The 16,069-nt window shown below is 34.8% G+C and carries 17 protein-coding genes and 2 pseudogenes; 6 read left to right on the top strand and 13 right to left on the bottom strand.

What is annotated here, in order from left to right; translation table 11 throughout:
* Positions 1 to 246: 246 nt before the first annotated feature.
* Positions 247 to 2,022: an S-layer homology domain-containing protein gene (locus CO726_RS04745; RefSeq protein ID WP_099683479.1), complete on the bottom strand. Its 1,776-nt coding sequence runs from the start codon at positions 2,020 to 2,022 to the stop codon at positions 247 to 249.
* 425 nt (positions 2,023 to 2,447) lie between these two features.
* Between CO726_RS04745 and CO726_RS04740 the strand changes: the two genes are divergently transcribed.
* A complete protein-coding gene (locus CO726_RS04740; protein ID WP_099683478.1) occupies positions 2,448 to 3,155 on the top strand; it encodes a DNA alkylation repair protein in 708 nt (235 codons plus the stop codon).
* A gap of 78 nt (positions 3,156 to 3,233) precedes the next feature.
* On the opposite strand, the gene CO726_RS04735 is transcribed toward CO726_RS04740, so the two are convergent.
* Positions 3,234 to 3,566, bottom strand: a complete 333-nt coding sequence (locus tag CO726_RS04735; protein ID WP_099683477.1) for a DUF3895 domain-containing protein — start codon at positions 3,564 to 3,566, stop codon at positions 3,234 to 3,236.
* 364 nt (positions 3,567 to 3,930) lie between these two features.
* On the opposite strand from CO726_RS04735, the gene CO726_RS04730 reads away from it, so the two are divergent.
* Positions 3,931 to 5,013, top strand: coding sequence for an S-layer homology domain-containing protein (locus CO726_RS04730; protein WP_099683476.1), 1,083 nt, complete (start codon positions 3,931 to 3,933; stop codon positions 5,011 to 5,013).
* A 138-nt stretch (positions 5,014 to 5,151) separates the two neighbouring features.
* On the opposite strand, the gene CO726_RS04725 is transcribed toward CO726_RS04730, so the two are convergent.
* The 5 genes from CO726_RS04725 to phaZ all read right to left on the bottom strand — a co-directional run bounded on the left by CO726_RS04725 (position 5,152) and on the right by phaZ (position 8,648).
* Entirely contained in the window at positions 5,152 to 5,610 is a 459-nt protein-coding gene (locus CO726_RS04725; RefSeq protein WP_099683475.1) for a VOC family protein, read from the bottom strand.
* 346 nt (positions 5,611 to 5,956) lie between these two features.
* Positions 5,957 to 6,157, bottom strand: coding sequence for an NETI motif-containing protein (locus CO726_RS04720; RefSeq protein ID WP_099683474.1), 201 nt, complete (start codon positions 6,155 to 6,157; stop codon positions 5,957 to 5,959).
* The gene (locus CO726_RS04715) at positions 6,141 to 7,337 is read right to left on the bottom strand and encodes an MFS transporter (protein ID WP_099683473.1); all 1,197 of its coding nucleotides are present in this window, start codon (positions 7,335 to 7,337) and stop codon (positions 6,141 to 6,143) included. The genes CO726_RS04720 and CO726_RS04715 overlap by 17 nt, the downstream gene beginning before the upstream one ends.
* Positions 7,338 to 7,451: 114 nt before the next feature.
* Entirely contained in the window at positions 7,452 to 7,685 is a 234-nt protein-coding gene (locus CO726_RS04710; RefSeq protein ID WP_099683472.1) for a hypothetical protein, read from the bottom strand.
* A 60-nt stretch (positions 7,686 to 7,745) separates the two neighbouring features.
* The gene (phaZ, locus tag CO726_RS04705; protein WP_099683471.1) at positions 7,746 to 8,648 is read right to left on the bottom strand and encodes an intracellular short-chain-length polyhydroxyalkanoate depolymerase; all 903 of its coding nucleotides are present in this window, start codon (positions 8,646 to 8,648) and stop codon (positions 7,746 to 7,748) included.
* A gap of 190 nt (positions 8,649 to 8,838) precedes the next feature.
* Here phaZ and CO726_RS04700 point away from each other — a divergent pair, with 190 nt between their 5' ends.
* From CO726_RS04700 to CO726_RS04690, 3 genes are all read left to right on the top strand, one after another.
* The gene (locus CO726_RS04700) at positions 8,839 to 9,255 is read left to right on the top strand and encodes a MarR family winged helix-turn-helix transcriptional regulator (RefSeq protein ID WP_136699377.1); all 417 of its coding nucleotides are present in this window, start codon (positions 8,839 to 8,841) and stop codon (positions 9,253 to 9,255) included.
* A 15-nt stretch (positions 9,256 to 9,270) separates the two neighbouring features.
* Positions 9,271 to 10,470: an MFS transporter gene (locus CO726_RS04695; protein WP_099683469.1), complete on the top strand. Its 1,200-nt coding sequence runs from the start codon at positions 9,271 to 9,273 to the stop codon at positions 10,468 to 10,470.
* A gap of 100 nt (positions 10,471 to 10,570) precedes the next feature.
* Positions 10,571 to 11,830 (top strand): serine hydrolase domain-containing protein, encoded by a 1,260-nt coding sequence (locus tag CO726_RS04690; RefSeq protein ID WP_099683468.1) that lies wholly within the window; start codon positions 10,571 to 10,573, stop codon positions 11,828 to 11,830.
* A gap of 54 nt (positions 11,831 to 11,884) precedes the next feature.
* Here the strand turns inward: CO726_RS04690 and CO726_RS04685 are convergent, their stop codons facing one another.
* From CO726_RS04685 to CO726_RS04675, 3 genes are read right to left on the bottom strand one after another with little or no spacing between them, the layout of a single operon-like run.
* Positions 11,885 to 12,673, bottom strand: a complete 789-nt coding sequence (locus CO726_RS04685; protein ID WP_099683467.1) for an ABC transporter permease — start codon at positions 12,671 to 12,673, stop codon at positions 11,885 to 11,887.
* Positions 12,670 to 13,575 (bottom strand): ABC transporter ATP-binding protein, encoded by a 906-nt coding sequence (locus tag CO726_RS04680; RefSeq protein WP_099683466.1) that lies wholly within the window; start codon positions 13,573 to 13,575, stop codon positions 12,670 to 12,672. Before CO726_RS04680 ends, CO726_RS04685 begins: the two co-directional genes overlap by 4 nt.
* Positions 13,572 to 13,811 carry a PLD nuclease N-terminal domain-containing protein gene (locus tag CO726_RS04675; RefSeq protein ID WP_099683465.1) on the bottom strand — a complete coding sequence of 80 codons (240 nt, stop codon included), beginning with the start codon at positions 13,809 to 13,811 and terminating at the stop codon, positions 13,572 to 13,574. The genes CO726_RS04680 and CO726_RS04675 overlap by 4 nt, the downstream gene beginning before the upstream one ends.
* A gap of 125 nt (positions 13,812 to 13,936) precedes the next feature.
* Here CO726_RS04675 and CO726_RS04670 point away from each other — a divergent pair, with 125 nt between their 5' ends.
* On the top strand, positions 13,937 to 14,482 hold the full coding sequence (locus CO726_RS04670) for a transcriptional regulator (protein ID WP_099683464.1): 546 nt from the start codon (positions 13,937 to 13,939) through the stop codon (positions 14,480 to 14,482).
* A gap of 172 nt (positions 14,483 to 14,654) precedes the next feature.
* Here CO726_RS04670 and CO726_RS04665 read toward each other — a convergent pair.
* From CO726_RS04665 to CO726_RS04655, 3 genes and pseudogenes are all read right to left on the bottom strand, one after another.
* A pseudogene (locus tag CO726_RS04665) lies at positions 14,655 to 14,876 on the bottom strand (DUF5360 family protein); the annotation flags it as partial.
* A gap of 1 nt (position 14,877) precedes the next feature.
* Positions 14,878 to 15,174, bottom strand: a pseudogene (locus tag CO726_RS04660) (DMT family transporter); the annotation flags it as partial.
* 14 nt (positions 15,175 to 15,188) lie between these two features.
* Positions 15,189 to 15,746, bottom strand: coding sequence for a TetR/AcrR family transcriptional regulator (locus CO726_RS04655; RefSeq protein WP_099683462.1), 558 nt, complete (start codon positions 15,744 to 15,746; stop codon positions 15,189 to 15,191).
* Positions 15,747 to 16,069 lie beyond the last annotated feature (323 nt).

Genomic DNA, 16,069 nt, shown 5'->3' with positions numbered 1-16,069 from the left:
TTTGCAGTTGAATTCCAAATTTTTTTAACTACTACAACGACGCTTTTATTTTTTCGCGCTTTTTGTTCTTGTAGTTGTTTTTGTTTTGTTTTTTCTTAGTGATTTATTACTTGGTAGGTGCTTATAAGGGGCTTGGAAGAGGCTTAATAGTGGCTAATATAAAAAGGAGCTGTTCTATTTGAATAGCTCCTTTAAAATCCTTATTACTTTTTCTTGTACCAGTACAAACTACTACATACAATTCATTTATTTCTGCATAGAGTCTAACATCTTCACTAAAAAGGCAGCTGCCTCACCACGAGTTGTTGTCCCTTTAGGATTAAACTCATTATTTCCAACACCTGTTACTACCTTTAAACTGTATAATCGTTGAACAGGCTGTTTATATGTGATCAAATGTTGATCTGTAAATGGTAATGCGACTAATTCACCTGTAACACCTTTATACTGTAATGCTTTGTCAATCATAACAGATGCCTCTTCACGAGTGATTGGTGCATTCGGGTCAAAAATCCCCCCACCACGACCGCTAATAATTCCTGCACTTGCACTACGTTTAATACCGCTATGAAGTGATGGATGCGCTTTGTTAATATCTACAAATGACTTATTTCCTTCTGGTAGCTTTAGAGCATTTGAGATTAATGTCGCAAACTCAGCTCTCGTTACATTACGATAAGGCGCAAATATACCATTTCCTTCACCGTGCATAATTCCTAGGCTGTTCAGCTTACGAATATGCCCTTCAAACCATCCACCTGTAATATCATCTTTTGGTTTTTCTACTTCTTTATTTGGCACATTATAGTTTATCTTAATCCAACTTGGGTTATAGAAAATCCACTCATCGTTACCTACTTTATACCAACCGTTTTTAACTGCTAATACTTTGTAACGGTCTCCATTTGAAGCTTTATGAACGATATGATGTTCAAGTCCTGCACCGCTACGTACGTTTATACCGTCACCATTCACTACAAGCTCCATATTAGGTTCAGCTGGATTATATTCATTTGAATCAAATAACTCATTTCTTTCTTGTAAAGGCGAGTCAATTTGTGCGTTAACATTTGCATACCATTGAATACCTTGTACGAAGCCAGTCCAATTCCCACGAGAAATTAAAATATCAGGACAGTTTTTTCCGCTCCATTGTTGATGCCTATAAATGTGGTCCGCACTAATACCTTCTTTGTTCATTAAATAACCTGCAAGTCGCTTTGCATTCTCTAACGCTTTATTGTAATCTCCATCTTGGTTAACTGAAATTTCGATACCGATAGACTCTCTATTCCCTGAACCATCCCCATCTCCTGCATGCCATCCATTTTCATTTGTTGGTAAGTGCTGATAGATTTGTTTATCGTCTACAGTAAAATGCCATGAAGCTGTTCGGAACGTGCCTTCCGTTGCTTGTTTATACAAATATTTCGCATGATTTTCAGCATTTGCACCGCGGGCAGTGTTTGCAGTCTCGTGAATTGTAATGTAACGTGCTTTCATCTGATTTGCAGGGCGAATATCAGGATTTCCTGCTGGAACAATCCACTCTACAAACGGGACACCTGCGAGTGTTCCATATTTCTTTGTAGTCATCGATGCACTATATTGAATAGCTCTTGGCTTTTCAACCGGCTTCATTTCGCGAGTAGAACCATCATTTCGACCGTCTACATGTTCAAATGCCTTTTCAATGTTTGAAATAGCTTCATCTTCCGCTACTTGACCTTTTTTTGCTTCTTTCATTTTATATAACTCTTCTGTTTCATCATGTTTATGTGTATATTCTTCTAGAAGAATTTTCTCGTTTTCTGATACTTCCGCTTCGTTAATTTGCATGTGATCAGGAGTTTCTAGATTGAAATCAGAATAACGTAATCCGCTCGTTCCACGCTCCCCTTGCGCGATACGAAGTTGATCAGTTTGAGGGATTTTTCTCTCTTCTGCTGATGTTGCTAAAGGTGTACTCCCTAACATTACTAAACTTGTTGATAATATGATTACTCGTTTTTTAATATTCATTGCTGTAATCGATACCTACACTGTTCGTGTAAATATCTCAACCTCCCTTTATTTTCTCATTCGTGAAAGACTATGAATCTACTATGTATAAAAATATATTTATTCCGCCTTTTTATAAACACTTCATTTTATCCCCAGCAGGCGAATTATAGTTTCTAGAAAATCCCTTAACAGACATTATTTTATAACCAATTGCTATCGCCGTCAAAAGCACTTATGAAAAATAAAAAACCTACACTCCGATAGCTACAACACATGCTACTTCTTTTTTCTCTATTACTTTCGCCATGCATATGCAAGGGATTACAGAAAATAGACATACCTCGTGATTACGATTAGAATTGGAAAGTGAAGAAGATTTAATAAGAAATATAAACTAGATGCTCGCAATTAAAATGATATTTATATGAAGGAAGTGCACAGCTTTGGATTTTAAAACAGTGATGCAAGAGCTTGAAGCCCTAGGCAAAGAAAGAACAAAAAAAATCTACATATCTAACGGTGCGCACGAGCCAGTTTTCGGCGTAGCTACAGGTGCTATGAAACCAATCGCTAAAAAAATAAAATTAAACCAAGAGTTAGCTGAAGAACTTTATGCCACAGGCAACTACGATGCTATGTACTTTGCAGGCATTATTGCGGATCCGAAAGCTATGAGTGAGTCTGATTTTGATCGCTGGATAGACGGAGCATATTTTTATATGTTGTCCGATTATGTAGTGGCAGTAACTTTATCAGAATCAAATATTGCACAAGACGTTGCTAATAAATGGATTGCAAGTGGGGACGAGCTTAGAATGTCTGCAGGCTGGAGTTGCTACTGCTGGCTTTTAGGAAATCGCAAAAATAATGAGTTTTCTGAAAGCAAAATTTCCGATATGCTTGAAATGGTGAAAAATACGATTCATGATTCGCCAGAACGAACAAAATCCGCTATGAATAATTTCCTAAACACTGTAGCAATTTCATATGTACCACTACACGAAAAGGCAGTCGAGATTGCAAAAGAAGTTGGTATAGTTGAAGTAAAACGTGATAATAAAAAAAGCAGTTTACTAAATGCTGCAGAAAGTATTCAGAAAGAACTTGATAGAGGAAGACTTGGTTTCAAGCGTAAATATGTAAGGTGTTAGATGATTAAAAGGGTGTCAATCTAAGTAAGATTGACACCTTTTTTGATGAGAAAAATGAATGAATTCCCCCTGCACACCTTATCCTTTAAACATTTCTTCATTCAATTTATAAACCCTATCTCTTTTCTCATCACTTTTGACAAAAATAAGCTTTCCTTCTTTAACAAATCCTTCTAATAGTAAGCATACTTCTCCATATGCTTTCGGCTTATTCGTTGTGAATCTTTCATCTGATATTTTGCCAGATCGTATTAATTGTTCGCATAGCTCAAGTGCACTTATTTCTTCAGAATCCACTAATTCCAATATATCTCTTTGCAATGGTGATAAAGGTACTGGTATTTCAGCTACCTCCACCTTTTCTTTCTCGTTTTCTTCTTCAAATAAATCTTCAAATGAAATTTGATTCATTACTTCTTTTCCTTTCTAACGATTGATTTGTATAAAGCGTAGTTATTGTTATGTAGTACGTACCTTAATACATACATGTCAAACTCATGTACATCGTTTCATATAGTATATTTCGATTATACCAAATATACGTTCTGTTTTCTATCGTAGAATGGAAAACAGAACATTTTACTGTATGTACCATTATTAAATAAAGCTGAATATTAATTATCCAAATATTACATTTTTGGTTATATTATCAAAAATCCATCCACATTACGGAAATAAATGACAAATAATTATAATTTACATGTTATAATTACGATGCATGCATCGTAATTAGTATATTTAATAAAGTTAAATGAAACTGGGGAGGCTTGCGCAAATGGGCAAGAAAACAAGCAAAGCTAAAAAATTTTTTGGATTCGTAATCACCGCAGCACTAGCAACTACAACGATGGTAGGCACAGCTAATGCACAAACAACTACGAATAGCTATAAGGTAGCTGCCAATGAGAACATTGTATTTACAGATGTACCGAAAGACCACTGGTCAAAAGATGCTATTGATTACTTAGCGTCAGCAGGGATTTATAAAGGATATGGAAATGGAAAATTTGGTTTTGGGGACAACATTACTAGAGGACAGGTAGCTTCTTTAGTCAATCGACATTTAGGTTTAATTGCAGACGATAAACAAGGAAATATGTTTAGTGATATTACAAATCATATGTTTGAAAAGGACATCAAAGCCATTGCGCAAGCTGGAATTATGACAGGTAATGGAACAGGTACATTTCGTCCAGATGATGTATTAACTCGGTATGAGATGGCAGTAATATTACAAAAAGCATTTCATTTAGAATCAAAAGAACAAGGGAAATTTAAAGACGTACCAAAAGGTCATTGGGCCTATGAAGCTGTAAATACACTGCGTAGTAACCGTATAGCACAAGGTGACGAGGCAGGTAATTTTAATGGAAACACATTTGTGAAGCGTGAGCAGTATGCACAATTCTTCTATAATGCCATAGCAAAAAACAGATCTTATAATTTCAACATCAATTCAAAAGAAGAACTGAAACAAATGTTAACAACAGCTTTACAGGATGGGACGTTTGGCCCATTTAAATTAAATGTACTGGGTAAAGATATATCTGAGGTAAAAAAAGAATTTGGAGTGCCTGATGTTTTGAAGCAAGCACCATGTACAGAATGTGATGCACCTAATACGGCAGTATATGGAAATTACAATATCGATATGTACCCTTCGGACGCTAGATATATATGGGTAAAAATGGATATATCTATTAAAGAATTAAAAGAGTGGTTTGGTGAACCAGATGGAATCGGAGAGGATATGACTAGTGTAGGCTTTATATATAATCGAGGAAGCTATTCTCTATATTTCAGCTTCTCTGATGGTTATATTCAACGCGCTGAAATATCTAAAATTGAACATCATTAATACGTTACAAGCAATATACAATATATAAAGCATAAAAAAATCCTTCAAGAACACCCTTATTCTTGAGGGATTTTATTTTGTTCCTATCTATTTTACATAATATAAAGCTGTAAAACTCCCACTGATTAACGTTTCACTTTATTTTTCTTCATGCTCCGCATCCCATTCACTTAAATAAGTTGCATATTCTAATTCATCTGGATCATCATATAACATAGAAATAAACTCCAATTTATTTCCATCACAATCCAGAAAATATACGCTTGCAGCTGGCATCCATCTTTGGACAATTGGCTCTTGATTTCCTTTCCCCTGACTCCCTACTACCTCTATTCCACGATTCTCTAACCACAATTTAGAAATCTTTAAAAACTCTAAATCCACACGAAAAGCGAAGTGTTTCGTCTCAAAATCTTCATTAATATGTACTTCCCATAATCCGAGCATTTGTTTTTTATTTTCTCCTACCCAAAAGAAAGCAACTCGTCTTTTCGATAATTTTTTTGCTAGTGCTAAACCTAGCTTATTTTGATAGAAATCTATCGCCTTTTCTAAATTTCTTACATGTAAATGCGTTTCATATATGCTTTGTATCATGATATGTATTTCTCCCTCCCCTACATCCGCAACATTCAAATTTTCAAAAACATATTTTGTTTTTATAATACAAATAAATATATTTTAAATCATCCTACTTTTGTATAATTGTTCTTTCCTACAAAGGTATAAGTATAAATCGTCCAGCTTTCTCATTCATGTCCTGGCGTCGGAATTCAATAAATTAAGTATCCTTCAATTCACATTTTTATGTAGTTATTTTCTCTCCATACTACCTTTACTAACAAAGATCGCTAGCTAAGTCTTTCATTGGTCAGTAAAAAAATAAGCCATCCAACTCAGATGAATTGAATGGCTCTATACCATAAAAAAATTTGTTATTAGATTACTTCAATTTCCCCTCAAAAATAATCTTTCTACCGCACGGTTCAACTTCTGTTTTGCCGTTTTTCTTCACTTCATGAAAGATTGGCTCTTCCATGCGACGAGACGGTGCGTAGCCTTCTTGTTCCATACGTGCTAAGCAGTCTGTAATTGTTTCGTTTTCGAGTACTTCAAATTTCTTTTTATTAGGTTGTTTTGTCATGCCCTAACCTACTTTCTATTTTTCTTGATGCGAATTGATTCTTCATGTAGACCATATATACCATTGCGAGAGTTCCCATTATAATCATAACCGCAATAAAAAAGCTTGTATACTGTATTTTTTCTATAAATAGGCCTCCTAATACAGGTCCCATAATACTTCCTAAACTAAAGGCGATTCCAGATAATATATTACCTGCTGGTAGTAAATGTCTCGGTAATAAATCTGTCATAAATCCAAGACCTAATGAGAAGCACGATCCAATAACCATACCTGCTAACAGCATACAGGCAAAGACGATCCAGTAATATTGATCAAATACTGCTGCAAGTAGGAAAATGCCCGTACTTACACTGAATGTCCACGTTAAAATACGGTCTCTTCCGTATTTATCGCTTAATATACCGAGTGGAATTTGTGTAATAATGCCCCCAACTGCAAACGCTGGTAATAAGAAGGATACATCTGAAACAGACCATCCTTTACGAAGCGCATATACTGGTAAATTACTATTTAACATTGCTTCAAGTACGCCATATGCAAGTGGTCCTAGTAATGCAATCCACCCTAATCCAACAACTTGTTTATAACGAGAAAATGATGACTCACTCTTCACTTCTCTCACATCTTGCGCTGGGAATGCATTTTTCGTTGGGAGTAATAAAAGCCAACCTATTAAACAAAGTATAGTAGATATAATAAATGGCGTTGCAAGACCGTACTGAACAGTGCTTGCTAAATACGGACCAACGGCGAAACCAATTCCGAAGAATACACCGTATATCGATACTTGTCTCCCTATTTTACTCGGGTCCGATGTTGTCGTGATCCATGTTTGTGTTCCGACATGAAGCATATGATCTCCGACTCCAACTAGAAATCTTAGGATAAACCATACCCAGAATGAAAAAGTTTGTGTAAAAAAGAATAATGAAATAATAACGAGAAAACCACCAATGACGATAATTGGCTTCATTCCAAACTTTTGCATCGGTTTTTCAAGAAACGGTGAAATCACTAATATCCCAATGTATAATGCCGTCGCATGAATACCGTTAATACTTGAGCTAACCCCTTCTTGTTCAAAAATCATTGCAATGGCCGGTAAGAGCATCCCTTGTGATAATCCAGAAATTGCTACAATCCCAACCATAATCCAAAAAGTAAAACGCATCGACATCCTTTTTCCCACTCCTTCTCACACTTTCCACCTTTCATTATAAACTGTTTCTTCAAATGCGTGTACGAATATTCGTAGTAAAAAAGAAGCTAAAAGAATGAACCTTTTAGCTTCCTATCCTTCCCAAACTTGTGCTTTCACATTGTTATGGAATTGCTTGAAATACGGATTTTTATAAAATGCAGTTCCATATGAGTATTGATGTGCATTAACAATTGGTAGCTGTGGGTATTGCATTTGTAAAGGAACTACAGCTGGTGAAACTTGCATATACATCGGATTTATCACCATTTTTGTATATACATGATGACTATATGGCGAATAAGCGATTAAGGATGGTTGATGCATTGACATTCTCCCCTTTTACCTACAATGTTATAGTATATGCAACACCTTTCATTTCGGGGATTATTTCTGTTCTAACCATTCCTCTACATGTTGTATAAATACATCTAAACAATCAATAAATGGAGAATGCCCGCAATCTTCTAACACTTTTAACTCTGCATTCGGCAAATGTTTTGCTAACTCCTCACCGACTACTTGCGGTACGACATAATCTCTGTCACCTTGTATGACGAGTGTTGGAGCTTTAATACGATGAATTTGCTTACTTCCCTCTACAACCCCGTTATGTTCATCCGAAATATTAAATGTAATGAGCGCATAATTCACATCTACGAAATTACGCTGCGTTAACATATCGTCTAAATACTTTTCATAACGATCCGGTTCAGGTTGATTATGTGTATATATTAATAGATTCCATACTGTACGGTAATATAATTTATTCATATTTTTTATCGCATCTAGCACTGGAGCAATTTGTACTGGATCTTGCGCGATCTCTTCTTTCGTCTTTACTAAACTTGATGCGATCTGTTGCCCATTAATATCTTTTTTAAAAATTGGATATCCCTTCACACCCACTGATTCTACTAAAATCAACTTTTCGACAGACGTTGGATAATTCGCTGTAAATTGCATCGCAACCCCACCGCCCATTGACCAGCCCATTAATGAAAATTTCTCTACTTTTAATTGATCGATAAATAGTTTTACATCTCCTGCAAAGTCTTGTAATGAATCTATCGATTGATTATATGTTGATTGTCCAAATCCTCTTAAATCAAGAGCGTAAATATGGTATTGATCTTGCAGCTTTTCAATTACTAAATCCCAGTGTTGTGACGATGTCATGTTCCCGTGAATGAGTACAAGAATATCTGCATTTTGCCTTCCAACTTCCTGATACGCAATCGTTTCTCCGTTCGATAGTGAAACAAACTCCATTGTTGCAGGCTTAATCATCACAAGTTCCCCCATTCTTTTTAAATAGAAAGAAAATTCTTTACTTACTTAAAGAATAACATGCAGAATGTACGTTCTCAACATAAAACCTATACGAAAATTTTACATAAATCAACATGTCTATTACTAGACAACTATAATAAAAAAGTATATAGTTAGCTAGGTAACTAATTTGAAAGGATCAAACTATATGGACGAAAAACAACATTTTTTTCACGTCGTCAGCCAGACTTCTCGCAAATTTACGAAGAAATTTAATGAACGCGTATCTCCAACTGGACTATTTAGTGCGCAATGGGCTGTTATTTTCCGCATCAATCAAACTGGTTCTTGTACACAAACAGAATTATGCCAGTATTTAAATGTTGAATCACCAACGATGACTCGTACGTTAACACGTATGGAAACGATGGGTTGGATTATTCGTACAGAAGGAAAAGATCGCCGTGAGAAGCTCATTTCTTTATCTGATACAGCAATAAAAATGATCCCAGTATGGCAAGAAGAAGTTGATACTTTCGAAAAAAAGACGCTAGAAGGTATTAACGAAGATGATTTACATCAAGCATTTCAAGTGTTACAACAAATTATTAAAAACTTAGATTAAATTGGAGGGATGACGATGCAAAGTGAAAAACTTTGGACGAAGGATTTCCTCGGAACTTGTTTTAGTAGTCTATTTCTCTTTTTAACATTTTACATGCTTATGACTACTTTGCCTGTCTATGTAATAGACGGCCTAAAAGGAAAACCTGAGGAAATTGGTTTAGTTGCAACTGTTTTTCTTATTTCTTCTGTTTTATGTAGACCATTCACAGGAAAATGGCTCGATGATTTAGGAAGAAAGAAAATATTATTTATTTCACTTTCACTATTTTTAGCCGCTACTGTTATGTATTTCGGTGCGCAAAGTTTATTTTTATTACTAGCCCTTCGCTTCTTACATGGTATTGGGTTTGGGATGGCGACGACAGCAACTGGTACGATTGTAACTGATGTTGCGCCAGCTCATAGACGAGGCGAAGCACTTGCCTATTTCGGCGTATTCATGAGTTTGCCGATGGTAATTGGTCCTTTTTTAGGTTTAACAATTATTTCTCATTTTTCGTTTACTGTATTATTTATCGTTTGTTCCGTATTTTCATTACTTGCATTTTTATTAGGACTACTTGTCAATATTCCGCATGAAGCACCAGTAAGCAAACAAAAACAAGAAAAAATGAAATGGAAAGACTTAATTGAACCATCCTCTATTCCGATCGCTCTTACAGGATTTGTTTTAGCCTTTTCTTATAGTGGTATTTTATCCTTTATTCCTATCTATGCGAAAGAGCTCGGTTTAGCTGATATTGCAAGTTATTTCTTTATTGTATATGCACTTGTTGTTGTAATTTCTCGTCCATTTACAGGAAAAATTTTTGACCGCTACGGTGAAAACGTACTGGTTTATCCAGCTATCATTATTTTCACGATTGGGATGTTCGCATTAAGTCAAGCGCAAACTCCGTTTTGGTTCCTAAGCGCAGGTGTATTAATCGGTTTAGGTTATGGAACATTAATTCCAAGCTTCCAAACAATTGCAATTTCTGCCGCTCCAAATCATCGACGTGGTTCTGCAACAGCTACGTACTTCTCATTCTTTGATAGTGGTATTGGATTTGGTTCTTTCATTTTAGGTATAGTCGCAGCGAAATCAAGTTACCATAATATGTATTTCATCGCAGCTATTATCGTTGCGTTCACTTTACTTCTCTATTATGGATTACATGGAAGAAAACAAAAATTCAAGAAACAACATACAGACGGAAAAGTTTCCGCTTAACATAAATAAGGAAAGTAAACTTCCCCGTTTACTTTCCTTATTTTGTATTTCTTTCAATAGAAGCGTATACTTATAATAGAAATAATAAGGAGGGACCCCTATGAAACTAAAAAAATCTCCCCTACTCTTACTCATAATCACATTCATATTTGTAATTACAGGGCTCGGTTTTACATACTTCAAACATAATAAAACAATCCCATCAAAAAATAACGTGACGAAGAAAAATTGGTTAGATGATCCTTACTTACGTTGGTCGTACACACATATGAAAGAATTCACTTTAGTTAACGAGGTAAATAATAACCCGGATCAAGTTTCCCACTTCTCTACCGCATTGCAAAACTTAGACGACTTTGCTGTGCAGCGTAGATTTGGAAATACAACTCCTCTAAAAAAACTTTTAGACGATAACAAAACAGATGCGTTTGTCGTTGTACATAATGGGCAACTTGTTTATGAACGATATTTCAATGGATATAACGAGAGTGAACCGCATGGTATGGCTTCATTAGCAAAGGTCTTTACCGGGGCAATGATACAATCTCTCGCTGAAGAAAATCGTATCGATTTAGAGAAAACAGCTGACACTTATATAAAAGAATTAAACAATACACCGTTCGGTAAAGCTACACTTCAGCAATTAATGGACATGCAAGTTTCTGCACAGTACCCTACTCACGGATATGAACATCCAGCGTTAGAAAATCAAGATGCACAACTATATTTAGCGAGCAATATTTTACCTCGAGGTAAAAACTACGACGGTCCGATGAAAATTTATGATATGTTACGAGAAGCAGAAGAAACTGCACCGCCTGGTTCTGCCTTTTCTTACAATAACGGATCAGCAGAAACACTCGCTTGGGTTATTCGAACTATCACTGGTAAATCATTAGCAGAAAATGTTAGCGAGCGAATATGGTCTCAAATTGGTATGGAAGAAAACGCGTATTATGTTACAGATGAAACGAAAATAGAACAAGCAAGCGCTGGATTAAATGCAACTGCTAGAGATATGGCTAGATTCGGGCAATTACTATTAAACAACGGGGACTATAACGGAAAGCAAATCCTCCCTTCTTCTATTATTGAAAGTATAAAAAATGTCCAAGAAGGTGAACTTGCAGTTGGCCCTGGAGCTTCCATTTCTTATCATAATCAATGGTGGATTCCGCACAATGAACAAGGTGCTTTTGAAGTGTTAGGTAGTTACGGACAAACACTTTACATCGATCCGAAAGCGAATATGGTCATTGTCCACTTCTCTTCTAACGCTACGCCAAGTAATGAAATACATTCAGTTTACTCCAATATGTATATTGATATTGCACATCATTTAGAAAAGCTTCCACAGTAGTGGAAGCTTTTTATTGTTGGGGTGTTTTATTTAAACCCATTACCCTCATCACGTTTATTCATAATTAAACTTTTTATTAGCAATCCAATAATACGTTACGAAAAGTGTCAATAAAATCCAAACTATAGCTAGTAATCCATTGATTATTGCGTTTGAATTTACTCCCCCCGTCACTAACGTTTCCATTGCATACTTACTCATACTGGCTGGATTAAGCTGATCCATTATTGGATTCAAACCGACGATTACTCTACAGGCTAGAAGGAAAACAATTGAAATTAATGCAATAATACCTTGACTGTGAAAAATGGCACTTATCATTGTAGTGAAAGATACGATAAAAAGCACCCAAATGAGATAAAATAGTAATCCTGTAATTAGGTGTGCAAATAGAACAGCATTAAAAAGATAATTTACATATAGATAAGAGGTAATGTATCCAATTGTTACACTAAACGCTGCCATTACATAGTTTGACACTATTTTCCCACCAACATATGAAGTAACAGTAACCGGCCTTGTTAAAATAAAAGCTAACATACCATTGGCTTTATCTGTTTGAATAGTACCCATTATAGATATCACTAGAATCATAAGTCCAAGCTGATCAAACTGGGATCCCAAAGTACTCGCTAATACTTCGCCTCCTTTTTGTGCTGCCATACTTGGATCAATGGTAATTCCCTGTCCTCCACCTAACGCTTCTAAAATTGATGGCAAATAATGAGTTACTATCGGTTGTGTTGCGCCTAAAAATATAAAAACAATTGGTAGCCAAATGATCTTAAAATCACGTAACATTTGAACAAATTCTTTTTTTATCAATACTAGTAAGTTATTCATTTTTGCACCACCAATTTCAAGAAAATTTCTTCTAACGTATCGTTACTCATTTCAAATTTAACGATGTCCACTTTATGTTTGAGTGCATTTTGTAGCAATAAATTTTTACTTATTTCGATACTCTCAACCTTCACTTTGATTTTAAGCCCAACCACTTCTACGTCCTTCACATACGGTAACTTTTTTACAACTTCAATCCACTTTTGATCTTTAGCTGTTATTTCAATCATTAATTTATTTTCACTATTCCGGTGTAAAAGTTCCGTAATCGTTGTATCTTCTATTTTTGTTCCATCTTTTATAATGACAAATCGTTCACAGATTTCTTCTGCATCGCCTAATATATGGGTTGATAATAAAATGGTTGTATCTTTTTTTATTTCTTCAATTAAATTCAATACTTCCCGTCGGCCGATTGGATCTAATGCGGATACCGGTTCATCCATGACAATAAGTGACGGTTTATGCAATAATGCTTGTGCAATACCAAGTCGTTGTTTCATTCCACCAGAAAATGTACTAATCTTTGCGTTTTCTTCGTTCCTTAGTCCAACTTTCTCCAAAATCTTTGGAATCAACTTTGACACTTCATCTCTTTTCAATCCCGAAAGTTGGCCCATAAACGTAAGCGTTTCTCTTGCTGTCATCCAATGAAAAAAATTAGGATATTGCGGTAAATAACCAATTTCACTTTTCATTTTTGATATTTTTATCCCTTTCAATAAAACTTCACCAGCAGTTGGATGAATGATATCCGAAATTACTTTTATTAATGTAGATTTCCCTGCTCCGTTTGGTCCAATTAATCCGACGCATTCCCCCTCTTGCAGTTCCATCGAGAAATTATTGACAGCAATTTTTCCTTTAAATGATTTTGTTACGTTTTTAATCTCTAGTTTCATAATTTCTCACTGTCCTTTCTCCCTATAACGAAGTAGAAAATAGGTCCCAATATATTAACGAAAAGAATAATGAACGTCCATACAAGTACATTTTTTCTTGTTTTTCTATGTCGGTATAAATCAATGAATGCAATGAAAACTAAAAGTGCCCCCACTGCAATAACTGGCAATATAATGGGTAGAAAAGCCATAATATCAATGTCTTTAAGATCATTCAATCCATAATGTAGTTGCATTATTGTCATTCCTCCCTAAATTCATTCTCATTATTGATAATGATAAATCATAAACGAATGAATTGCAAACATTATTCTCATTATTTATAATGAGAATAAAAATACATGATAAATAAGGTGAGCGAATGAGTAATAAAGTTGAAATTTTAATGCATCCGGTAAGAATGAAAATTTGCCAAGTGTTAATGAGAAATAAGGAAGATGGGCTAACACCATTAGAAATGGTAAAAATCATTAAAAATGTCCCACAAGCAACACTATATAGACAGCTACAAACTATGGTTGATTCTGGTATCGTTCATGTAATTAAAGAAAAAAAGGTAAAATCTGTTTCTGAAAAATATTACGCAATCAATGAAGAAGATGCAAAGATTGAAGGCAGTGAATGGAAAGGATTATCTGATGATGAAAAGTTAAACTACATTTCCTATTATCAGTTATCACTTATGACACAATACCAAAGTTATCTTAAGAAATTAGAGGAACAAAACAGTCAAGAAGATAGTGCTACTTTCTCTGTAGTAGAATTAAAGCTAGATGAGGAACACTTTGGAAAGTTTCAAAACGAGCTTAACGAATTAATGATTAAATACTACAATAGCCAAAGTACAGACGAAGAAATTGAGGCTCCGGTTCGGACCATCGCTATTACAATTATTCCAGAAACGTGAACTAACTCAACATACATAATACAAGCCGATGCTTCCTTGCCATAGGAATCATCGGCTATCTTCATTTCGAAAATTGTTTTGACTTCTGCCGTATGGTTAGTGAAAAAACTGATTTAGAAGCTGAAATGTTTTAGAATCTAGAATTCGAATGTGCTTAAAGTTGCTATCTATATTACATGAATTCTTTTCTCATGTTAGTCTTATACGACGATCCACACTCTCTCCAAACACTTTTTAAAAAGAAGCATGGATAAACTAATAAATATAAATTAGGAATCCACCAAGACATATCAAAATCTAAACGGATTGTCCAAAATACTAGAGCTTGTAACCCTGAGCAAAAAGTTAAAATTAATGATACAAACGCAAAGTGGCTCCAGATCTGTTTTTGTTTAAATTACGACTCCAACTAAAATAAAAAGAATTGCTAGTATCTTAATTATATTGATACTTTCTCCAAAATAAACAAAACCAATTGTTGTAATCGTAACAATTCCCATACCTGACCATACCGCATATGCTACGGACATTTCCATCCCTTTTAATGCAAATGACAGAAATGCAAAACTTACTACATAAAATACAAAAATAAGAATGCTTGGTACAAGTTTCGTTAATCCATCAGATAGTTTCATCGCAGTTGTACCTGCTACCTCAAATAAAATTGCTAAACTTAAATAAATCCACTGCACTATTCTCCCACCTTCTATTTTGAATTAGAAATTCCGTACAATAACATGTCCATAATAGATTCAAGCATACTTCCTAATGTATAATCACTCTTTTCTATAAACATAGGATCATATATGCGATTCAGTGCCCCCAAATAGACTTCAATAAAAAAGGGAATTTGAATTTTTCTTATGCTTCCTTCTCTCATTCCCTCTTCTATTAAACCAATTACAGTAGACCACCCTTCACGTAAAAACTGATCTAATTTTAACCATTGATTATAATGATGTTTTTTTAGTTCTACTAATAAACGTGCATCCATGAATTGAAATTGTTGTGGAATGCAAATTAAAATGAGTCTTATTTTTTCAGCTATTTGTAACGTATCATCTTCAGCGATATTTTTTTCCTTTTCTTGAATACTTTCTATTACATTACAAATAACTTCATCTACTATTTCATCTTTTGAAGAAAAGTGCTCATAGATTGTCCTCTTACTGACAGCTAATTGTTTTGCTAAGTCACTAATTGTAAATGTAAACCCCTTCGTTTGAATTTGATGAGTTGTTTCTGTTACTATTCTTTGTTTCATAATCCGCCCCCTAAACCATTGGTACCAACTTGGTTTTTTCGGTACCATTATATTTTACAATATTTAACACAATATACACAACGAATATTTCGAAATTTCAAACTCCTAGTTCAAAACAAGTAAAACGTGAGAGCAATGAGGGTCATACCTGCATATTCAACAATCAAGTAAATGATTGAATAACACTGATACATGAAGCTTTAAATAAAGTTAAATGCAACTCTATAATATTGGTATATATTCTTTTTTAGCTTGATGGGTATGGATAGAAAATATCAGTCACTAAGCACTAATATTTTTTAATGAGTAATAAAAAAGGGTTA

The sequence above is a fragment of the Bacillus fungorum genome (assembly GCF_002746455.1).
Classification (GTDB): Bacteria; Bacillota; Bacilli; order Bacillales; family Bacillaceae_G; genus Bacillus_A; species Bacillus_A fungorum.
Note: the sequence above shows the minus strand (reverse complement) of the source record. Positions and strands in the feature narration are given on the sequence as shown.